We start from the raw sequence: 17,979 nt of genomic DNA on the forward strand, positions 1-17,979 counted from the left end.
AGGTGCAATTTTCTTAAATCATGATTTGCCTCACGAAAATAGAAGAAGAGTAAGAGTTTTAAAAGTTTCAGATCGCCCTACAATCAACAACATCTACCATGAGTTATCAACATTTGGGATTTTGGCGAAAGAACCGCAGACTTACAAGCTTACTTGTAGGCGTGGTTTTTCTGATGACAGCAATTCCAGCATTTGCTGAGTTTAATCCTAAACCAGGCGATCGCAAACCAGCTAGTGGATATTCCCGTACAGGTGGCCGGCGTGGATGTTCAGGTAACGGTGGTATCCCACTGACACAGCTTGCACCTCATACATTTATCGGTAAAACCGCTTCCACACGCCCCATGTTAGTTTGGTATATGCCAAGTTCCCAAAATGTGAAATTCCGGCTGTTTGAATTTGATTCAGATGCAACCCCTAAACAAATTGGCAAAGTTGAAGAAATACCAACAATAATCGGAATTAACAAACTAAAACTTCCCCTCGATTACCCCGAACTTACAGTGGGTAAAACATATTTATGGCAAATTTCAATTGACTGCGAAAATAATCCGATTGTTAGACGTGCAGAATTTACTGTCATCAATCCTGAATCACTCGCTAAGAGTCAATTTACTAGCATTACCGAAAGCGTAAATTATTATGCTGAAAACGAGCTATGGTATGAAGCACTCGAAGCAGCATTGAAAGCAACCAGTAATGGTAAACTGGGTCAGACTGGGGCAACTTTAATTAAAGACCTTGCACAGTCTGAATTACTCACGGGTAGTAACGCAGAGAAAAAAAAGACTCAGCAACGAATCGAATATCTCCAGAAAATTGCCAGCGATCGCTAATTAGAAAAAGTGGAAGAATAGAAATGATGATTTAGATCCCCGACTTATTTAAAAAGTTGGGGTTCTGGGTTGCAATTTTTGTTTAATGCAGGGTGCTTTATTTAGATTTCGTTAGCATACCCCATGTGTATTTCAAACATCCTCATTCAATCAAGGTAATGCCGGAAATATTACGATTAATGCCGAGCAAATTGATTTACGCGCTTTAGATAGTAAGTCATTCACTGGTATAACATCATCAGTTTACGAAGGTGCTAACGGTAAAGGTGGTGATATAGATATTACTACCAATAATCTTGATATACATGAAAATGCTCAAATTATCTCTGGCAGCCTCGGTACGGGTGACGCTGGAAACATTAAAATTAATGCTAATTTTCTGGAAATTCTGGGAAAAAGTAGTGCGATCGCTTCTTCAACAAATGCAGGTAATGGTGGTGACATAAACCTCAATATCGCTGATTTATTACTGTTGCGCGATGGCGGTTTAATTTCAACCACCGCAGGTAGGGCAGAAGCAGGTGGCAATGGCGGTAACATCAATATCAACTCTAAATTCATCGTCGCCATCCCTAAAGAAAACAGCGACATCAGCGCAAATGCATACACCGGAACTGGTGGAAACGTTCAAATCAACTCGCAGGGTATTTTCGGTATCGAGTCGCGGACAAAGCCAACCGAGAAAAGCGATATTACTGCAAGTTCGCAATTAGGCGTTTCCGGTATCACAAATATTAACGCACCCGATACCAATTCTATTCAAAATAGCTTCACTGGAGCATTTCCAAATGTCATCGACACTAATGCACTCATCGCCAATAGTTGCGTTTCCCGCAGTTCCAAGGAAGGGGGTACATTCTTCATCACTGGTTCTGGTGCTTTACGTAATAGTCCAGGGAATGGATTAATTTCAGTATATTCAACTGGTGAAGTGCGTAACGTTCAACCAACATCCCGCACTTGGAAAAAAGGCGATCGCATTATTGAACCACAAGGGCTTTATCGACTGGCTAATGGACAGTTGGTACTCAGTCGAGAATGTCAGTGAGGAGATGTGTGACTTTTAAAGCCAATTACCGATCGCAATCATTGGTGCCCAATACGCAGGATTGTCATAGCTGTGATTTATTTCGGATGGCGGTAATTTCTTAGCATGAATCATTCTAATTTGGGCTTGTTGCAATGCTTCCGCAATACTCATGCCAGCGTTGCGGTAGTTGGTGTAAAATGCTTTGACTAATTCCGATGTTGATTCATCTGTGACACTCCACAAAGATGCGATCGCACTTTTAACCCCAACTTGCAAGGCAACTCCAGCTAACCCTAGTGTAGCGCGATCGTCACCAAATGCAGTTTCACATGCAGTCAATGTCAGTAGTTCGACGCTATCCGATTTGCTGTTGAGGTTTCGTAGTGAGTTTTCTAATTGGCCGATGGTAAGTTTTTGGTTTTTGCCTGTGACAATAAAGGTGTCTTCAGGAATGATCCCAAATTGAGCGTGACTAGCTATGTGAACAATCGGATATGTGCTTTTGTCAAGTGTTTTTTGAAAGCTTTCGGGAAAAAAGTTTTCATCAATCAAGTCGGTATGACTAGGAAATATACCTTTAATTGCACTAATTTCATCAGGAACAGCAGAAAGCGCATCAAAAATCTTCCCGTCGATTGTGGCTGTTTCCGTCAAACCCAAAATTAACGCCTTTTGCGTACTGCGATCGCTTGCTTTGGGTGTGCTAAGTCGTAAACTGGGGGTTGTTGCAATGGCATAAGTTTCGACTAAATATTTGTGTTCTTGGTTGTCATAAAGGGCTGCCATTGGTACACTACGCAAAAACCCATCCTGAATAAATACTAGGGTTTTGATTTTCTCTGGTTTGATATCCTCGGCAAAGGGGCGAATTATCCAATCATAAAGCTGTGCCGCAGTTGTTGTATCGTAGTTAATTAGTTCTTCTCCTTTAACTAGTCCTGTGCGAAACTCGGCAATTTTTTTCTGTAGTGTGTCGCTGCTAACTATTTTGTTTGTATCTTGTTGATTGGAATCTTCAATCAATTTAAATTTAGTTGCCTGATTGGGTAACTGCAATAATATCCCGGTTTTGCCCTCTAAAATTATGGAACTCAAAAACCCAGTATTCTGAAACGCTACACTATTATCCTTAAGGAGTTCTCCCACTGGTTTGGGATTCAAGGCACTTAAAATACAATCATTGCCAAAATAATTTTGTAATTCTGCTAATTTCAAAGCATCAATGGTTTTAACTACTTCTGATAATTCCTTGGCGCGTCGTTCATCTGCAATCGCACCAACTGCAAGCAAATCGAGCCGCGACTGTGCCAATGTCCGATACAATGGTCGCACAACATCGCGGAAGTCAAACTGTACATCCCTTTCGGCGGTTAAGATATCGCTGCGGATATCTTCTAGGGTATCAAATGCTCGTTGATAAGATGCGATCGCTTCTTCTTTTCGATTCTGTTTATCTAAAATCCGTCCGGCTTGCCATTCCCACAAATACAAGCTATCTTTTGCACTCAACTTATTATCTGCTGCGACTATTGCAGTTTGAGTATATTTTAATGCTTCTGTTTCCTTCTTTGGTTCGCATTCCCAGAAATGACCCAAAGCGCCGTTAGAATAAGAAAGTAGGCGATTATCTTGTAAATTTTTACTAGTCGCTACTGATTTGTGTAGCAAACTTAATACATCGGCATCGGGTAAAATCCGGCTATTTGGACAGTAAGTAAAAGGCGAAGTTCCCTTAGCATCTGACTGCAAGTATGCTAAATCAATTGCTCCATAGACTTTTGTTGCTGAATCGGGTAGAATTTCAAGAACCTTTAAAGCATCGTCAACAGTTTTGTTAAATTCCCGATCGTTCATAACTTTGCTTCTATTGGTCTGGGAAGCTAACTGAATTAAATTTAACAATCCTCGCATCTTAGCTAAAGTTTGTTTTTGGTCGCTGGCGAGTTGTGTACTTTTCTGAAAATATTCGTGAGCGTAGTTATAGTCTTCTAGAGACTTTTTCGTAAATTCATTTTCTTTACTAGTAATACCAGCTTTATTTGCAGAATCGGCTTGTAACTCTCGCAATTGAGCGCGACTTTTGTGAGCATTACCCAAACTATTTAACACCAAAAAGTCATAAGCTGGATAAAGTTGTTGTGCTAGGTGCAAATATTCAATTGCTTGGTCGTAATCGCCGATTAAGCGATATGCTTCACCGAGAATTCCCAAAGCTGCAACTTTACCGCTTTTATCATTGTATTTGGTGGCAATTTGTGCAGCACTTTCTGGAGTGCATTTTACTTCTTGACTCGGTTGATTTTCTGGGATTTTCGACTTATCGACCAGTTTGCCACACAAAAGTGCGATCGCTTTGCGGGGTTGTCCCAAATTGCTGTAAACTTGGGCTAGCTCTGACTTCATGCGTCCCACTTGCTGGATATTTCCTACCGCACTATAGTCATTAATTGCCGCCGATAGCGATGCGATCGCTGTTTTATTTTCTCCTATTTGTTGGTAAGCACGCGCCAAATTTTCATTCACAACCGCCGTAACTGACGGATTATTTTTATCTTGATTTAATGCCTCTTGCCAATGTTTGATTGCATTAAAAAAATTCCCCGCCTCATAATCTTTAATTCCTTGTTCAACTAGGGAAGTGATATTTGGAGTTTGTGCAGATACAACTTGTCCAAGTAAAAGACATATCAGTAAAGTTGTCAAAAATAATCCTTTAATAAATTTGTGATGCCGATTTGGTTTTTGGTGTTGCTGAGTAGCGAAATAAATTAGCCTCTTGCAGAAACTTCCGACTTTCAGCAACATCTGCATCCACCGACGCGCTGAGAATAATATTTTAAAATATTTATTTTTGGTATTCATGTGTATACGTATATAGGATTACTATTTGATTTTTGAACGAAATTAGGTATTGTAGAGTGTGTTAGAACGGAGTTCGTAACGCACTATTATCACGGGTTTGATGCGTTACGCTGTCGCTAACACATCCTACGTATATTTTCAGCAATCAAACCGGGTTCATATATAGAAAATAGGTATTTAGCTTTTATTGTTTAAATTACCAGAAATCAGCATCAAAAACTGAAGTTTTTAAAAGTGTGCAGTTTTCTGCAAAATAGTATGCACTATCATGCGATCGCACAAGATAAATTCTGCACTTATATGTGCGTGAAAGGTGAATGCATTACCTAGTGCTTTGCCATAATCTGAGTATTAAAGAAACGGTTCATGAATCGAAAAACAACAAAATCATCCATTTATCAACCGTTGCTGATGAATGTATCGTTATTTTTTTAACTCAGATTGAGAGGTTGATTATGTTTTCTAAACTAGTTTCTAACACACTTTTAGCAAAATCTCTGACATTACCAACTTTCAAACAAACTGCTTCCATTGCAATTTTAGTAGCTGGAATTGGATTATTTGGTATCAAGTCAGCAAATGGCAGAGATATTTTAGCACAAACACCCAATACTTCTCAATCTTCATCTTATGCGATCGCGCAACTCGTAGATGCAAATTCTCCGCTTTACGGAAGTTGGAGTTTTAGATATAGCGTTGATGGAGTTGTCTATCAAAGTGTCTTGGTGATGAAGGGATATTCTGGAATGATGAGAACTAGATATTTTGACTCTACAATAAATCAAAGGCAGGTTGTAGACCAGGAAATTAGCCTCAAGTCTTCTCCTCAAGGTTTAGTTTTATTGGGATATAACCCTGTTTATCCAGGAACTTCCAGAAGACACCCTACTTATGCTGCTGATAATTTTTTGTTTTCTGTTGAGCCTGATGGCTCAGTAATAGCGTATACTTGCGACGATCTCCGACAATGTTCGGCTGTAGATGTGGAAAGTATAGTGTCCCAATCCTAAATAAAGATAGCGTAAATTATCTGTCTTTCAAGTCTCCTGGCAATTAGGGACTTCCAATTAAAAAAATATCCAATTTTGTAGGGTGCGTTAGCGACAGCGTAACGCACCGCCAGATATCTCGGTGCGTTACGGCTTTCGCCTAACACACCCTACTGTATATTTTATTTTTTGGAAGTCCCTTAGCGAACTGATAAGTCAGCGTTTACGCTCCCGCATAATTTTTTTTGCTTTACTCATTATTTTACTTATTAATGCGTAAGTCATAAATACTAGAATGACCAAATCTGCTCTTAATGGTTGCAGAAAAGTGCAATCATCAAGCAAACTATTATGGTATTTTAATTAAGTAATAATAATTGTTAAATATCTAATTATTAATGCGGCTGCTAAGTCAGTTGGTGGGAATAAATAGAGGTATGTTACGAAGCGTAAATACATCTAAAATCCTTACCAATGATAAATGATGAACTTTATAAATAATAGATAAACAATGGGTTTCTCCCTCCGCTTTAAACAGCTTTTTTTCATTTCATTTTCTTGTATCAGCATCACTCCACTTGCAGTATTTGCCCAATCTACGCCCCCATCTGGAGTAATAATTCCCCCTAATATTCCAGGGAAAGTAGAAGAAACTATTCCTCAACCATTACCATCACCAAGTATTCCTCCCACGCCACCTGCACAAAATATCCCCATACTCCCATCACCCCAACCAGAAAATTTACCCGATACTACTTTTCCTAGTGGCGAAAGTTTTCATGTCAAAGAAATCCAAGTCACAGGCTATTCTGTATTAAAAGATGAAATCATCAAGTTAAAACAGCCCTTAGAAAATAAAGACATCACATTTGAGCAGTTATTGCAACTGCGATCGCAAATCACCAAACTCTATGTTGATAATGGCTATATTAGCAGTGGTGCATTTATTCCCAACAATCAAGATATTGCTAGCGGTGTTGTGCAAATTCAAGTTGTGGAAGGCGAACTTGAAGGAATTTCTATTTTAGGGTTAAAAAGATTGCAAACTGCATACGTGCGTTCCCGGATTGCGCGATTGGCGGGTAAGCCTTTAAATCAAAAACGCCTTGAAGAAGCATTGCAATTATTACAACTTGACCCTGCTATTAAACGAGTCAATGCTGAGTTAACCGCAGGTAGCACCCCAGGTAACAATATTTTACAGGTGACAATTACCGAATCGCCAGCATTTCACGCTGGGGTAATATTTGCAAATGACCAATCGCCTAGCGTTGGTTCAGAACAAGGGACTGTTTTTATTGCTCACGATAATTTGTTAGGGTTTGGGGATAAATTTAATGCTGAATATGCTGCTAGTGAAGGTTTAGACATTTACAATATTAATTATTCTATTCCCTTTAACGCCCTAGATGGAACCATTGGTGTTCGCTACAGTAACAGTGGTAGCCGGATTATTGAAAGCAAATTTAGCGATTTAGATATCCGCAGCGAAGCCGAAACCCTTTCTTTTAACGTGCGTCAACCGCTAACTCACACCCCAAACAACGAATTTGCTCTCGGTTTAGCATTTGATTTACGACGTAGCCAAACCTTCATTCTTAATGATATCCCCTTTTCTTTTACTGAAGGGCCGGAAAATGGAAAATCAAAAGCTACGGTAATTCGCTTTTCCCAAGATTGGTTACAACGTAATGCTAACAGTGTTTTAGCGGCGCGATCGCAATTTAGTTTTGGGATTGGTGGTTTTGATGCAACCGTTAATGATAGTGGTACTGATGGGCGTTTTTTTTCCTGGGTGGGACAATTTCAATGGGTGCAACGGCTATCTCCCCGCATCTTGATGTTGGCTAAAGTTAACACTCAACTCACTCCTGATTCCTTACTGTCGCTAGAAAAAATTAGCATTGGCGGAGTGGATACAGTGCGCGGTTATCGTCAAAACCAAATTGTTGCTGACAATGGGGTAGTTGGAGGTGTGGAAGTTCGTATTCCCCTGACATCAAATGTGCAAACTTTACAGCTAATACCATTCGTTGACATCGGCACAGCTTGGAACAATCGCGGTATTAATGCAGACTCACAAACCATTGCTAGTCTGGGTTTAGGTTTAAACTGGCAACCTTTAAATGGTTTAGTATTGCGTGCAGATTATGGTATACCATTTATGGGAACAAGCGATCGCGGTACTTCGCTACAAGATAATGGCTTTAGTTTTTCAGTCCGCTATCAGCCATTTTGACAAGTAGCCGCCAGTTTTCCAGTTTGTTTTGATTTTAGCGATAAATAAATAGGACTTATGCAAAACTACGCCTTCAGGGTTGACGTTTTTTTGTTTTGTCTTCCCTGTAGCAACTTCCGCCTTCCCTGTAGCAGCTTCCGCCTTCCCTGTAGCAACTTCCGCCTTCCCTGTAGCAGCTTCGGCCTTCCCTGTAGCAGCTTCCGCCTTCCCTGTAGCAGCTTCCGCCTTCCCTGTAGCAGCTTCCGCCTTCACATTTCCGTGTTTCGCGCAGTCTGTAGCAGCTTTTGCCTTGACGTTATAAAGAATTTCTATTTGTGTAAACTTAATACTAAGTAGGTGGGTGAGAAAATTTAGAACTATATCATTGCGAACGCAACGAAGTGGAGTGAAGCAATCACAAGGTTTTCACTTCCATTCATTGATACTGGCTTGACGATCAAAGAAACGCAACGAAGTGGAGTGAAGCAATCACAAGGTTTTCACCGCTTTGACTTTTCGTTACATAGTTATATTTATTTATGCCTGCCTACTTAAAAGGGCGGTTAGAAACCGTGTCTACACTAAACTTTACCCACCTCTGTGGGTTTCAAACCCTTAGGGACTTCCAATTAAAAAAATATCCAATTTTGTAGGGTGCGTTAGCGACAGCGTAACGCACCGCCAGATATCTCGGTGCGTTACGGCTTTCACCTAACACACCCTACTGTATATTTTATTTTTTTGAAGTCCCTTAGAGGTTGAACGAACAAGTATTTCACTGTGATTTTCGGCACTTTTAGATCCCCCCTAACCCCCCTTAAAAAGGGAGGAACCGGAATCAAAGTCCCCCTTTTTAAGGGGGACTTAGGGGGATCTAAAACTTTTCATACCCACAAGAGGACTTTTCAAACATCCTCTTAATTTTTCTTTACTTAGTCCGAGGAAGCGGACTAGACTTGTGTAGCCGCGTACTACTAGGTCAAAGCAAGCTACATGCAGTGTGCCATAAGGAATTCCATTTGCTTGGGCTTAAGTTGACACCTATGGCTGGAAATGCCTATCCAACAAGAGATGTAGTTTAAATACGTAGAAACTGCTGTAAATTAATTAAATTTTAGTTTTTTTAAAAATCAACAATTTTACGTATGACAACCTTTTAAACAATTGTTCAGTATGGAGTTATGAGAAATGTAAAAAGTGAGTATTAATTATGGCAAGACCAAAACGCAGTTCACGTGTTCTCAGCAAAGCTGGGATACGTCTAGCAAGCATTAAGTCTATCAATCCAACTCTAGATGTAGGCGAGGGTTTGACAGTTAAAGATTATACTGACAAAATTGAAAGCCTCCGAAAATCTCTTGAAGAATACAATACCACCCTTTCTACTATCGATATCTTACTGACCCAAATCGTAGAAAATGAAGAAGATTTGGCAGACTATTCTGAAAAAATATTGCGTGGAATTGCTTATAAATATGGTAGTAATAGCCACGAATATCAGATGGCTGGAGGAATTCGTAAAAGCGATCGCAAGCGTACTGTGCGTCAAAGCGTGGTTTTGCCTACTAAGTAAGTGGGTGTGAAAATTTATAACTATGTCATTGCGAACGGAGCGAAGCGAAGTGAAGCAATCGCAAGAGTTTAGGCAATTTTATATTTCGTTACATAGTTAGGTTTATTTGAGCCAACCTACTTACCTAAGACTAAGATCGAGTTTGCATAACTAATTATGCAAACTCGATCTTATTCGTGTTGCTGTGCTGAAATCAACCACTTTTAAAGCCTGAGTTAATTAATCTGTGGGTTCTCAATTTAGATTAATTGCTTCTGAATGACGGGTGGTTTGTATTGTTCTACACCTCACCGGGTGCAAAACCAGTCCCAAAATCATCGCCTTTCATTCCCCTTCTTTTTCGATCCCAATTTCGATGTAGAAGTGAAGCCGATTCAATTAGATAATATAGTGGCGAATGATAATATAGGCGATCGCTGGGATAAAGCTAACATTCATGATTTTCGCGGAACTTACGGCGATTATGTGTTGAATAAGGTGTCTAAGGTTTTTCCAGAATTGCGGCGAACAGTATTATAGGGTTTGAAGGCATTTTTTTTGCTGAGTCCCCTTTTGGTTAGGTTTCTGTATTTCAAATGCGCGGAAGGGTAGGTGTACAAATTTCACAAGCCCAAAAAAGTGCTTCGATCTCAACACCAGCAAACATTTCACCCAATCATCGCCCAATTATCATCCGCGCAATCTCTGAAATGCTTACAAAAAGTGGGTTTCAGCCTTTAAATTTTCCTGGCACTCTTTCCAAACGAATTCTCTAATGCTATGATTGCTCAAGAACCGCGCAACTGCACCTTGAAAACTAAATACAGCCTAGCTTTGCGGCTTCCGCCATTGCAATTCATCAAAATCCCTATTAGGGATTGAAACGTTCTTGTCAACCCCAACTTGCACAAATTCTTCATCATTGCAATTCATCAAAATCCCTATTAGGGATTGAAACAAAAAAATTCTCACTCCTGAAGAACTGACCAATTGCAATTCATCAAAATCCCTATTAGGGATTGAAACCAGCTTGCTTTTGAGTGGCAACAAAATGAGAATGCAAAATCAAATTGCAATTCATCAAAATCCCTATTAGGGATTGAAACAATTTTCTGTTGTTGTTTGCTGCCACTAAATACAGATTGCAATTCATCAAAATCCCTATTAGGGATTGAAACAAGTAGCCATTAATTATGCTGATTTAACTAGAGATTGCAATTCATCAAAATCCCTATTAGGGATTGAAACGAATATTTGAGTTTAAGGTGTGGAAAAATGGCGAATTGCAATTCATCAAAATCCCTATTAGGGATTGAAACTTCCCAGCTACGAAGCCTATTCCATACTCGTAAAATTGCAATTCATCAAAATCCCTATTAGGGATTGAAACAGTATCTCAAGACTTGGGACATTAATGCACATGGAATTGCAATTCATCAAAATCCCTAATTAGGGATTGAAACCCTTCTTATAATGTATTAGCCGCAGATACAACATTAGAATTGCAATTCATCAAAATCCCTATTGTGACCTATAAAAGGCGAATCCCTCTCTACTGGAGTGTAGAAAGGGATTTATGGGGTATTAATACCCTTTCTTTTGACTCCTAGTTTAAATTATTTGCTTTATCAACTGCTTCCTTTAACTCTTCAAAAGTAATACTACCGTCTTTGTCTGAATCATAATTTACTAGTAATTCCTGGGGACTAGTCGTATTTGTTTCTGATGAGATGATTGCACTTAAGCCAGGACTTAAAAAAAGATCGTTAATGGAGACTTTGCCATCTCGATCGCTATCTAAGATATTAAAAAGAGATTGAAGCTCTTGCTCGGTTGTCATAAGTTTCTATCTGAATTACTTTTTCAATTTAAATTTAATATCTCAAAATCTTGACAAAGATGCAAGGATAGTGAAGACAGTCAAGTGTACAAATGTAGCAAATTTAACGCTACCCAGTGTATATAGTGATAGCGTCTCAAACGCGATACTTCCAAAATCTCCCTCTAATTCAGTAATATCCTCTCTGATTGTCGCTAATCACCTAGAAACGGCGAATCCCTCTCTAGTGGTGAGTAGAGAGGGATTTTGGGTGGGCTATGAAGAGGTGAAGGGGATGTTCCCCAGTTGGGGGAGATGTCGGGAAATAAACTCTTTATTACAATTCACCAAAATCCCTATTAGGGATTGAAACTTCTTTGAGTATCTGCACAAGAGTTTGAAGTCGTTTATTGCAATTCATCAAAATCCTATGAGGGATTGAAACTAAGTCTTAGAGGATGTTTGAAAAGTCCTCTTGTCGGTATCAAAAGTTTTAGATTCCCCTAAATCCCCCGATAAATTGGGAGACTTTGACTCCGGGTTCCTCCCTTTTAACGGGGGTTAGGGGGGATCTAAAAGTCCTAAAATCACAGTGAAATACTTGTTCATTCAACCTCTTACTGCTTCTCAGTAAATAGCTTGCTTGTTAAGCTTATCCGTGGTTTGATTTAAATACGACATCTACATAAATATATCGTATTTTATTGAAAACTCAACTACCTGAATCAACTTGTCATATCATGTCTGGATAAATACTTGTCATTACGAACGCAGCGATAGCGAAGTGAAGTAATCGCAGAGTCCGCAGCGATTGCTTCGTTTCACTCCGTTTCACTCGCAATGACATATCGTAAGTGATTAAGCGGACTTGATATCATATCATGTCTGGATAAATACTTGTCATTACGAACGCAGCGATAGCGAAGTGAAGTAATCGCAGAGTCCGCAGCGATTGCTTCGTTCCACTCCGTTTCACTCGCAATGACATATCGTAAGTGATTAAGCGGACTTGGTATNATAAATACTTGTCATTACGAACGCAGCGATAGCGAAGTGAAGTAATCGCAGAGTCCGCAGCGATTGCTTCGTTCCACTCCGTTTCACTCGCAATGACATATCGTAAGTGATTAAGCGGACTTGATATCAGCCACAAAAAAATATAAAACTTTCTATGCCTATCCAAACTATTGGTATTTTAAGCCCAGGTGATATGGGGCAGGCGATCGCAGCTGTTCTCAATCAAAATGGATTGAAAACTATTGCTGCTCTAGACAATCGCAGCGAACGAACTCGGCAATTAGCAGCCGCAGCCAATATTCAAGATGTAGGTTCCCTTACACAACTAGTAATTGAATCTGATGTAATTTTATCAGTTCTAGTCCCCGCAGCCGCCACCGAAGCAGCGAATCTTGTAGCTGAGGCGATCGGCAATGTTGGTAAACAGATCCTCTATGTTGACTGTAATGCGATCGCACCCCAAAAAGTCATAAATATCGCCCAACTCATCGAATCAGTTGGCGGAACATTCGTAGATGCATCAATCATTGGCCCGCCACCACGAATTCCCAATCGTACCCGCATATACACTTCAGGAAAACAAGCACATCAACTCCAACAACTGGGAGATTGTGGCTTAGATGTGCGGATAATTGGCGATGAAATTGGTCAGGCTTCGGGGTTAAAAATGTCATACGCAGCCCTGACAAAAGGACTTACAGCAATTAGCACAGAATTGCTGATTGCAGCCCATCGTTTAGGCTTGGATAAGGAACTATGGGATGAAATATCTAATAGCCAAAAGGAACTTGCTAGCATATTAACCCGCTCCATTCCAGCGATGACACCAAAAGCGCATCGTTGGGTAGGAGAAATGGAAGAGATTGCAGAAACCTTTAAAGATTTAGGTCTGACTGAGCGCATTTTTCACGGAGCAGCCGACGTTTACCGCTTGGTGAAAGAAACCTCTTTGGGTAAGGAAACACTAGAAGAATCAAATAGCGATCGCCCCTTGGATGAAATCATTACAATCCTCTCCAATGAAGCAATTTCCGACACCTAATGTAAAAAGTGACAATCTATGACTCAAGAGCAATGGACTGCGGTTGATAGTTACTTCACCGACCTGCTTGTACCACCCGATCCCGCGCTGGATGCGGCTCTCCAGACCAGTGCCGCCGCCGGACTGCCACCGCACAACGTTTCGCCAAACCAGGGCAAACTGCTGCTGCTGTTAGCGCAAATCCAAAGGGCGCGAACCATCCTGGAGATTGGCACGTTGGGTGGCTACAGTACCATCTGGCTGGCGCGGGCGCTACCTAGCGATGGCCGTCTGATTACGCTGGAGGCTGACCCAAAGCACGCCGAAATCGCCCGCACTAACATCGCCCACGCTGGTTTATCCCATATCGTTGACCTCCGCCTTGGACAGGCACTCTCTACACTGCCACAGATTGCCGCCGAGGGTAACAGTCCATTTGACCTAATCTTCATTGATGCCGACAAGCCAAACAATCCAGATTACTTAAGATGGGCGCTCAAGCTTTCTCGTGCCGGCAGCCTGATCGTCGCCGATAATGTCGTGCGTAACGGAGCGGTGGTCGATCAAAGCAGCAGCGATCCTAGCGTTCAAGGGGTGCGTCGCTTCAACGAACTGCTTGCCTCTGAACCACGCGTCAGCGCTACAGCAATCCAGACTGTGGGCACTAAAGGATACGACGGCTTTGCGATCGCAATCGTAAACTGAAAATAGCAAGATATCGTTATTTGGTCAGTCTTGGGAGCGATTTTGAGGGAACAAGTAGGCGATCGCAGCGTAACCCGAAACGCTGAGTAAACTAACCAAAAAAGCAGCCAGAACAAAAGTAGACATACACAATTCTACCCAAATGCCAAATAAACTTTATATTCCATACAATTCCAAAATCTCGACACCCATTAAAAAAACCAGATTTTGGATTAATCCGCTTTAGTTAAGGCTTCATCCTCTCTACCACCCTTTTTAAGGAGGGAATAAAGCCCCCCTAGAAAAGGGGGGTTTGGGGGGAGCAAGCGGCGCAAAAGATTACTAACGCCAAGCGGATTAAATTTTGTATATTTTTAAGTTAACAATTGGGTATGACACAACCGTGACTACCTTGTGTCAATGCCTTGTATCTCAAGGGTTTTGACTCAAATTTAAGCCAAAGGCAGAAAAAATCGAAATGTACTGCCAACTCCTAACTCGCTTTCTACCTGAGTTTGACCGCCTTGTAGTTCAATCAAACGATGGGAAATAGTTAAGCCAATCCCTGTCCCTCCCGAATGGCGATCGCGCGATTGGTCGGCTCGCCAAAAACGCTCAAACACATGAGGCAAATTTTCTGGAGCGATACCAATGCCTGTATCTATAACCGCAATCCAGAGAAGAGAAGCTTCAGTTCCAACACGAATCGTAATTGAACCTTCGTTAGTGTAACGCACTGCATTACCCAGCAGATTAACCAGCACTTGTTCTGTGCGGTCAATATCCGCCAATACAGGAGGTAGCACTGATGGACATTGTAAGAGCAAAACTGGCCCATCTTCTAACAGTTGATCGGTGAATTTTTCCACTAATGACTCTAACAACGGACGCAGATTTACCCGTTGGATATTAATTGGTAGATAACCAGCTTCTGCCTTAGACAGTTCTTGTAAATCGTTCACCAACCGCTCTAAGCGCCTAGTTTCTTTAGCTAAACGTCGATAAATTTCAGGAGATGCTTCAATTTCTCCATCAGCCAGTTCTTCCAAGTAACCGCGCACCACTGTTAACGGTGTCCGTAATTCATGGGTCATATCTCCAATCACCTCTCGCCGCCGCGCTTCCACCCCTTCTAAACTGGCTGCCATCCGGTTGAAACTAGCACCCAGTCCATTCAGTTCTGGAATATCAGACATAGGTAATCGTGCATCCATCTGACCAGCAGCAAATTTTTGGGTGATTTGTTCCATTTCTGTCAAGCGCTGCATAATCCGTCTGGACACCCAATAACTCAATCCTCCGGCGGCGGTAGTGCCGACTAAGACTGACCAAATAGTGCTTCGCTGCCAAGCAAGTTCAAATCCTGTAACCAATTCAGTCCGAACATCAATTAAGTCAAACCCCTGATTTTCTAATCGTTCCAAATGCAGTACAAACAAGCGGGGGGAAGAGATTTTGCTGATGCTCACCAGACTAGCTACCCCCACAATCATTACTACTAAGTGCGAGAAAAATAGGCGCGTTCTCAGCCCCATTTTCATAATATTTACGCTACCGGAGGATCTTCAAATTTATAGCCCACACCAACAACAGTTTTAATAAAAGTAGGATTTGCCGAATCAGGCTCAATCTTTTTTCGCAACCGAGCTACATGAGTATCAACCACTCGTTCATCGCCAAAAAAGTTATCTCCCCAAAGTTTATCAATTAGTTGAGTGCGGTTCCAAACTCGACCGGGATTGCTGACAAAGGTGGTTAGCAAGTTAAATTCTAAGGTAGTTAAGTCCAAAATTTCTGGTTGCTGAGAATTCATCTGACGGCTAGCAGTGCGCTGATCTACATCGACGATAAAGTGTTGGGTACGATTGACTTGATGTTGTCCCCCTTGGCGGAGACTACGCCGCAATAGTGCCCGGACTCTAGCTACCAATTCTCTAGGGCTAAAGGGTTTTACCATGTAATCATCAGCACCAGTAGATAGACCAATCACGCGATCGATTTCCTCACCTTTAGCCGTAAGCATTAAAATATAAGGATCTTTTGCACCTGGTTTCTGGCGAATTCGGGCACAAACTTCCAATCCATCCAAACCAGGAATCATTAAATCTAGAATGATTAGATCGGGTGGTTGCTCCTGAAACATCCGCAAAGCATTGATCCCATCGCGGCTAGTGCGACAAAAAAAACCTTCTTTTTCTAAAGATAGTTCAATTAAATGAGCAATTTCTGGTTCATCTTCAACTATTAAAATATCCATTTCAATTAATAATCAGACTTGGGGCAAATAAAGGGCAAACAAGGGGCAAAATCCCCTTGTTAAAAGTAAGCAAACTTCCGCCAGAGTGGATTAAAGGTTTGAATTTGACGGCGTGCGATAACTATAGCCAAGATGAGAATCTTTTTGAATGTATGTTTTAATACTATCGAGGTCAATGAAGCAGTCAGCAACATCAATCAAGCTTTCACTAGTAGTAGTTTGGAGACTGACCACTTCCACCCGCACCCCCATTCTGCTAACAGCATTCACAGCATAAGCTAAATCTCCATCCCCACTGACTAAAACCGCAGTATCATAATAGGGAGCTAAAGTGATCATATCTACAGCAATTTCTACGTTCAGATTTGATTTTTTGAAATTCTCTGCTGGTTGCATGATATCTTTAGCGACTACACGATAGCCATTACGACGCATCCACAATAAAAAACCCTGTTGCTTTTCATTGCTGATATCAACCCCAGTATAGAAAAAAGCACGCAAAAGTCTTGAACCATTGGTTAAATGACATAGCAATTTAACGTAGTCAATTTCTATACCGAGTTGCAAAGCTGTATGAAATAGGTTTAAACCATCAATAAAAATTGCAATTCGACCACGATTCAAGCTATTGACAATAGAACTATCAGGTGAAGGATCTTGGATTTTGGGATCTTTACTTTTGACTGTAGTATCAGTCAAATTTTGCCCTTGCCAATGTGGTTTAGTTTTGAGTACTTTCGGTTCTTTAAATTCATTTCTTTGTTTGCTAAAATTAGTTATAATCATTGATACCTCTGATTTTATAAGTGAGAAAGAGTCTTGGGTAAATTGTCTATAGTATAGTCTGTGCTGATTTCTGACCCTAGCAGGTAATTGTCTTGAGTCACAGTTGGGTTGAGGATATATCGCTTGTTTCCACAGATTATGTTAATCCTTACCCACCAAGACAGCAAGAGTTTGGAGAAAATAAATCTTGCTATAAGGGTAGAGGCAAGAATCAGGGAACGCCATCTAGACCATTTTAATTTTACCTCTGTATTTTAATAACCTTACAGCCAGGAGGTTGAGATTTGCAGCAAGTGAAGGAAGCTCAAATACTGGCAGAGTTAGAAGCACTAATAAAAAAGATGCGATCGCTCCTCAGATACCATTTATAAAGTAAATCTTAAGTTAGAGTGGATTACGGCTTTAGCCTAAGCATTGCTATATAACATGGTGCGTTAGGCGCTCATATAAAAATATGCACTTAACACACCCGATAATAATTTTTATTTGTACTTTATAAATAGCTCCTCAAAAGGCAAGTTTTCTTAAGGTATTTAGGTAATCTTTAAAATGCAATTTTTATAAAGTTTATCTGAATGAGATAATGCTCAACCTTCAATAGTCAGAAAACAATCAATCCGGTTTGGATAAAATCCCCCGCCTATGGCGACCTCTTAAAAAGGGGGTTATATCATGTTTGGATAAATACTTGTCATTACGAACGCAGCGATAGCGAAGTGAAGTAATCGCAGAGTCCGCAGCGATTGCTTCGTTCCACTCCGTTTCACTCGCAATGACATATCGTAAGTGATTAAGCGGACTTGATATAAGTCATAAGGGAACTCCAAAAAAGAAATTATTCAATTTGTCTACTCAACTAGACTTCTTTCTTCCTTGTCTCCCTTGTCTTCCTTGTCCCCCTTGTCCCT

General features: G+C 40.7%; 15 protein-coding genes and 1 CRISPR repeat array. Of the genes, 9 read left to right on the forward strand and 6 right to left on the reverse strand.

The features are described from left to right. Positions 1-98: 98 nt before the first annotated feature. From CDG79_RS06665 to CDG79_RS42135, 3 genes are all read left to right on the forward strand, one after another. Positions 99-836, forward strand: coding sequence for a DUF928 domain-containing protein (locus CDG79_RS06665; RefSeq protein WP_094341442.1), 738 nt, complete (start codon positions 99-101; stop codon positions 834-836). A 311-nt stretch (positions 837-1,147) separates the two neighbouring features. Then, entirely contained in the window at positions 1,148-1,282 is a 135-nt protein-coding gene (locus CDG79_RS44725; protein WP_262985774.1) for a hypothetical protein, read from the forward strand. 26 nt (positions 1,283-1,308) lie between these two features. Further along, positions 1,309-1,884, forward strand: a complete 576-nt coding sequence (locus CDG79_RS42135) for a hypothetical protein (RefSeq protein ID WP_189524905.1) — start codon at positions 1,309-1,311, stop codon at positions 1,882-1,884. Between the two features lie 15 nt (positions 1,885-1,899). Here the strand turns inward: CDG79_RS42135 and CDG79_RS06675 are convergent, their stop codons facing one another. Beyond that, positions 1,900-4,728, reverse strand: coding sequence for a CHAT domain-containing protein (locus CDG79_RS06675; protein WP_094341443.1), 2,829 nt, complete (start codon positions 4,726-4,728; stop codon positions 1,900-1,902). A 455-nt stretch (positions 4,729-5,183) separates the two neighbouring features. Here CDG79_RS06675 and CDG79_RS06680 point away from each other — a divergent pair, with 455 nt between their 5' ends. Both CDG79_RS06680 and CDG79_RS06685 read left to right on the forward strand, forming a co-directional pair. Beyond that, on the forward strand, positions 5,184-5,738 hold the full coding sequence (locus CDG79_RS06680; protein ID WP_094341489.1) for a hypothetical protein: 555 nt from the start codon (positions 5,184-5,186) through the stop codon (positions 5,736-5,738). Between the two features lie 490 nt (positions 5,739-6,228). Further along, the gene (locus CDG79_RS06685; protein WP_094341444.1) at positions 6,229-7,956 is read left to right on the forward strand and encodes a ShlB/FhaC/HecB family hemolysin secretion/activation protein; all 1,728 of its coding nucleotides are present in this window, start codon (positions 6,229-6,231) and stop codon (positions 7,954-7,956) included. On the opposite strand, the gene CDG79_RS42140 is transcribed toward CDG79_RS06685, so the two are convergent. Continuing rightward, positions 7,933-8,208 carry a hypothetical protein gene (locus CDG79_RS42140; protein WP_189524906.1) on the reverse strand — a complete coding sequence of 92 codons (276 nt, stop codon included), beginning with the start codon at positions 8,206-8,208 and terminating at the stop codon, positions 7,933-7,935. The genes CDG79_RS06685 and CDG79_RS42140 overlap by 24 nt on opposite strands. Before the next feature lie 937 nt (positions 8,209-9,145). On the opposite strand from CDG79_RS42140, the gene CDG79_RS06695 reads away from it, so the two are divergent. Both CDG79_RS06695 and CDG79_RS06700 read left to right on the forward strand, forming a co-directional pair. Then, a complete protein-coding gene (locus CDG79_RS06695) occupies positions 9,146-9,508 on the forward strand; it encodes a hypothetical protein (RefSeq protein WP_094341445.1) in 363 nt (120 codons plus the stop codon). Positions 9,509-9,766: 258 nt separating this feature from the next. Next, complete coding sequence (locus CDG79_RS06700; protein ID WP_223278031.1) at positions 9,767-10,027, forward strand: hypothetical protein; 261 nt, start codon at positions 9,767-9,769, stop codon at positions 10,025-10,027. A gap of 308 nt (positions 10,028-10,335) precedes the next feature. Continuing rightward, positions 10,336-10,877: a CRISPR direct-repeat array (repeat unit 37 nt; unit sequence ATTGCAATTCATCAAAATCCCTATTAGGGATTGAAAC). Positions 10,878-11,093: 216 nt separating this feature from the next. On the opposite strand, the gene CDG79_RS06710 is transcribed toward CDG79_RS06700, so the two are convergent. After that, entirely contained in the window at positions 11,094-11,327 is a 234-nt protein-coding gene (locus tag CDG79_RS06710; protein ID WP_094341447.1) for an EF-hand domain-containing protein, read from the reverse strand. 1,150 nt (positions 11,328-12,477) lie between these two features. Here CDG79_RS06710 and CDG79_RS06715 point away from each other — a divergent pair. Further along, positions 12,478-13,365 carry an NAD(P)-dependent oxidoreductase gene (locus tag CDG79_RS06715; protein WP_094341448.1) on the forward strand — a complete coding sequence of 296 codons (888 nt, stop codon included), beginning with the start codon at positions 12,478-12,480 and terminating at the stop codon, positions 13,363-13,365. Between the two features lie 18 nt (positions 13,366-13,383). Continuing rightward, positions 13,384-14,049 (forward strand): O-methyltransferase, encoded by a 666-nt coding sequence (locus tag CDG79_RS06720; protein WP_094341449.1) that lies wholly within the window; start codon positions 13,384-13,386, stop codon positions 14,047-14,049. A 431-nt stretch (positions 14,050-14,480) separates the two neighbouring features. On the opposite strand, the gene CDG79_RS06725 is transcribed toward CDG79_RS06720, so the two are convergent. The 3 genes from CDG79_RS06725 to CDG79_RS06735 form a co-directional block, all read right to left on the reverse strand. Continuing rightward, entirely contained in the window at positions 14,481-15,569 is a 1,089-nt protein-coding gene (locus CDG79_RS06725; RefSeq protein WP_094341450.1) for a sensor histidine kinase, read from the reverse strand. A 5-nt stretch (positions 15,570-15,574) separates the two neighbouring features. After that, positions 15,575-16,285, reverse strand: coding sequence for a response regulator (locus CDG79_RS06730; protein WP_094341451.1), 711 nt, complete (start codon positions 16,283-16,285; stop codon positions 15,575-15,577). A gap of 90 nt (positions 16,286-16,375) precedes the next feature. Continuing rightward, positions 16,376-17,071, reverse strand: coding sequence for a LabA-like NYN domain-containing protein (locus CDG79_RS06735; protein WP_094341452.1), 696 nt, complete (start codon positions 17,069-17,071; stop codon positions 16,376-16,378). Between the last annotated feature and the right edge of the window lie 908 nt (positions 17,072-17,979).

This window comes from Nostoc sp. 'Peltigera membranacea cyanobiont' 232 (genome assembly GCF_002245985.1).
Taxonomy (GTDB): domain Bacteria; phylum Cyanobacteriota; class Cyanobacteriia; order Cyanobacteriales; family Nostocaceae; genus Nostoc.

What these genes read in the sequence shown, in the direction of transcription:
- CDG79_RS06720 (WP_094341449.1), top strand. Translation starts at nt 13,384, where the DNA reads ATGACTCAAGAGCAATGGACTGCGGTTGATAGTTACTTCACCGACCTG.
- CDG79_RS06730 (WP_094341451.1), bottom strand. Translation starts at nt 16,285, where the DNA reads ATGGATATTTTAATAGTTGAAGATGAACCAGAAATTGCTCATTTAATT.
- CDG79_RS06665 (WP_094341442.1), top strand. Translation starts at nt 99, where the DNA reads ATGAGTTATCAACATTTGGGATTTTGGCGAAAGAACCGCAGACTTACA.
- CDG79_RS06695 (WP_094341445.1), top strand. Translation starts at nt 9,146, where the DNA reads ATGGCAAGACCAAAACGCAGTTCACGTGTTCTCAGCAAAGCTGGGATA.
- CDG79_RS06715 (WP_094341448.1), top strand. Translation starts at nt 12,478, where the DNA reads ATGCCTATCCAAACTATTGGTATTTTAAGCCCAGGTGATATGGGGCAG.
- CDG79_RS06735 (WP_094341452.1), bottom strand. Translation starts at nt 17,071, where the DNA reads ATGATTATAACTAATTTTAGCAAACAAAGAAATGAATTTAAAGAACCG.
- CDG79_RS06700 (WP_223278031.1), top strand. Translation starts at nt 9,767, where the DNA reads ATGACGGGTGGTTTGTATTGTTCTACACCTCACCGGGTGCAAAACCAG.
- CDG79_RS06685 (WP_094341444.1), top strand. Translation starts at nt 6,229, where the DNA reads ATGGGTTTCTCCCTCCGCTTTAAACAGCTTTTTTTCATTTCATTTTCT.
- CDG79_RS44725 (WP_262985774.1), top strand. Translation starts at nt 1,148, where the DNA reads ATGCTCAAATTATCTCTGGCAGCCTCGGTACGGGTGACGCTGGAAACA.
- CDG79_RS06680 (WP_094341489.1), top strand. Translation starts at nt 5,184, where the DNA reads ATGTTTTCTAAACTAGTTTCTAACACACTTTTAGCAAAATCTCTGACA.
- CDG79_RS06725 (WP_094341450.1), bottom strand. Translation starts at nt 15,569, where the DNA reads ATGAAAATGGGGCTGAGAACGCGCCTATTTTTCTCGCACTTAGTAGTA.
- CDG79_RS06675 (WP_094341443.1), bottom strand. Translation starts at nt 4,728, where the DNA reads ATGAATACCAAAAATAAATATTTTAAAATATTATTCTCAGCGCGTCGG.
- CDG79_RS06710 (WP_094341447.1), bottom strand. Translation starts at nt 11,327, where the DNA reads ATGACAACCGAGCAAGAGCTTCAATCTCTTTTTAATATCTTAGATAGC.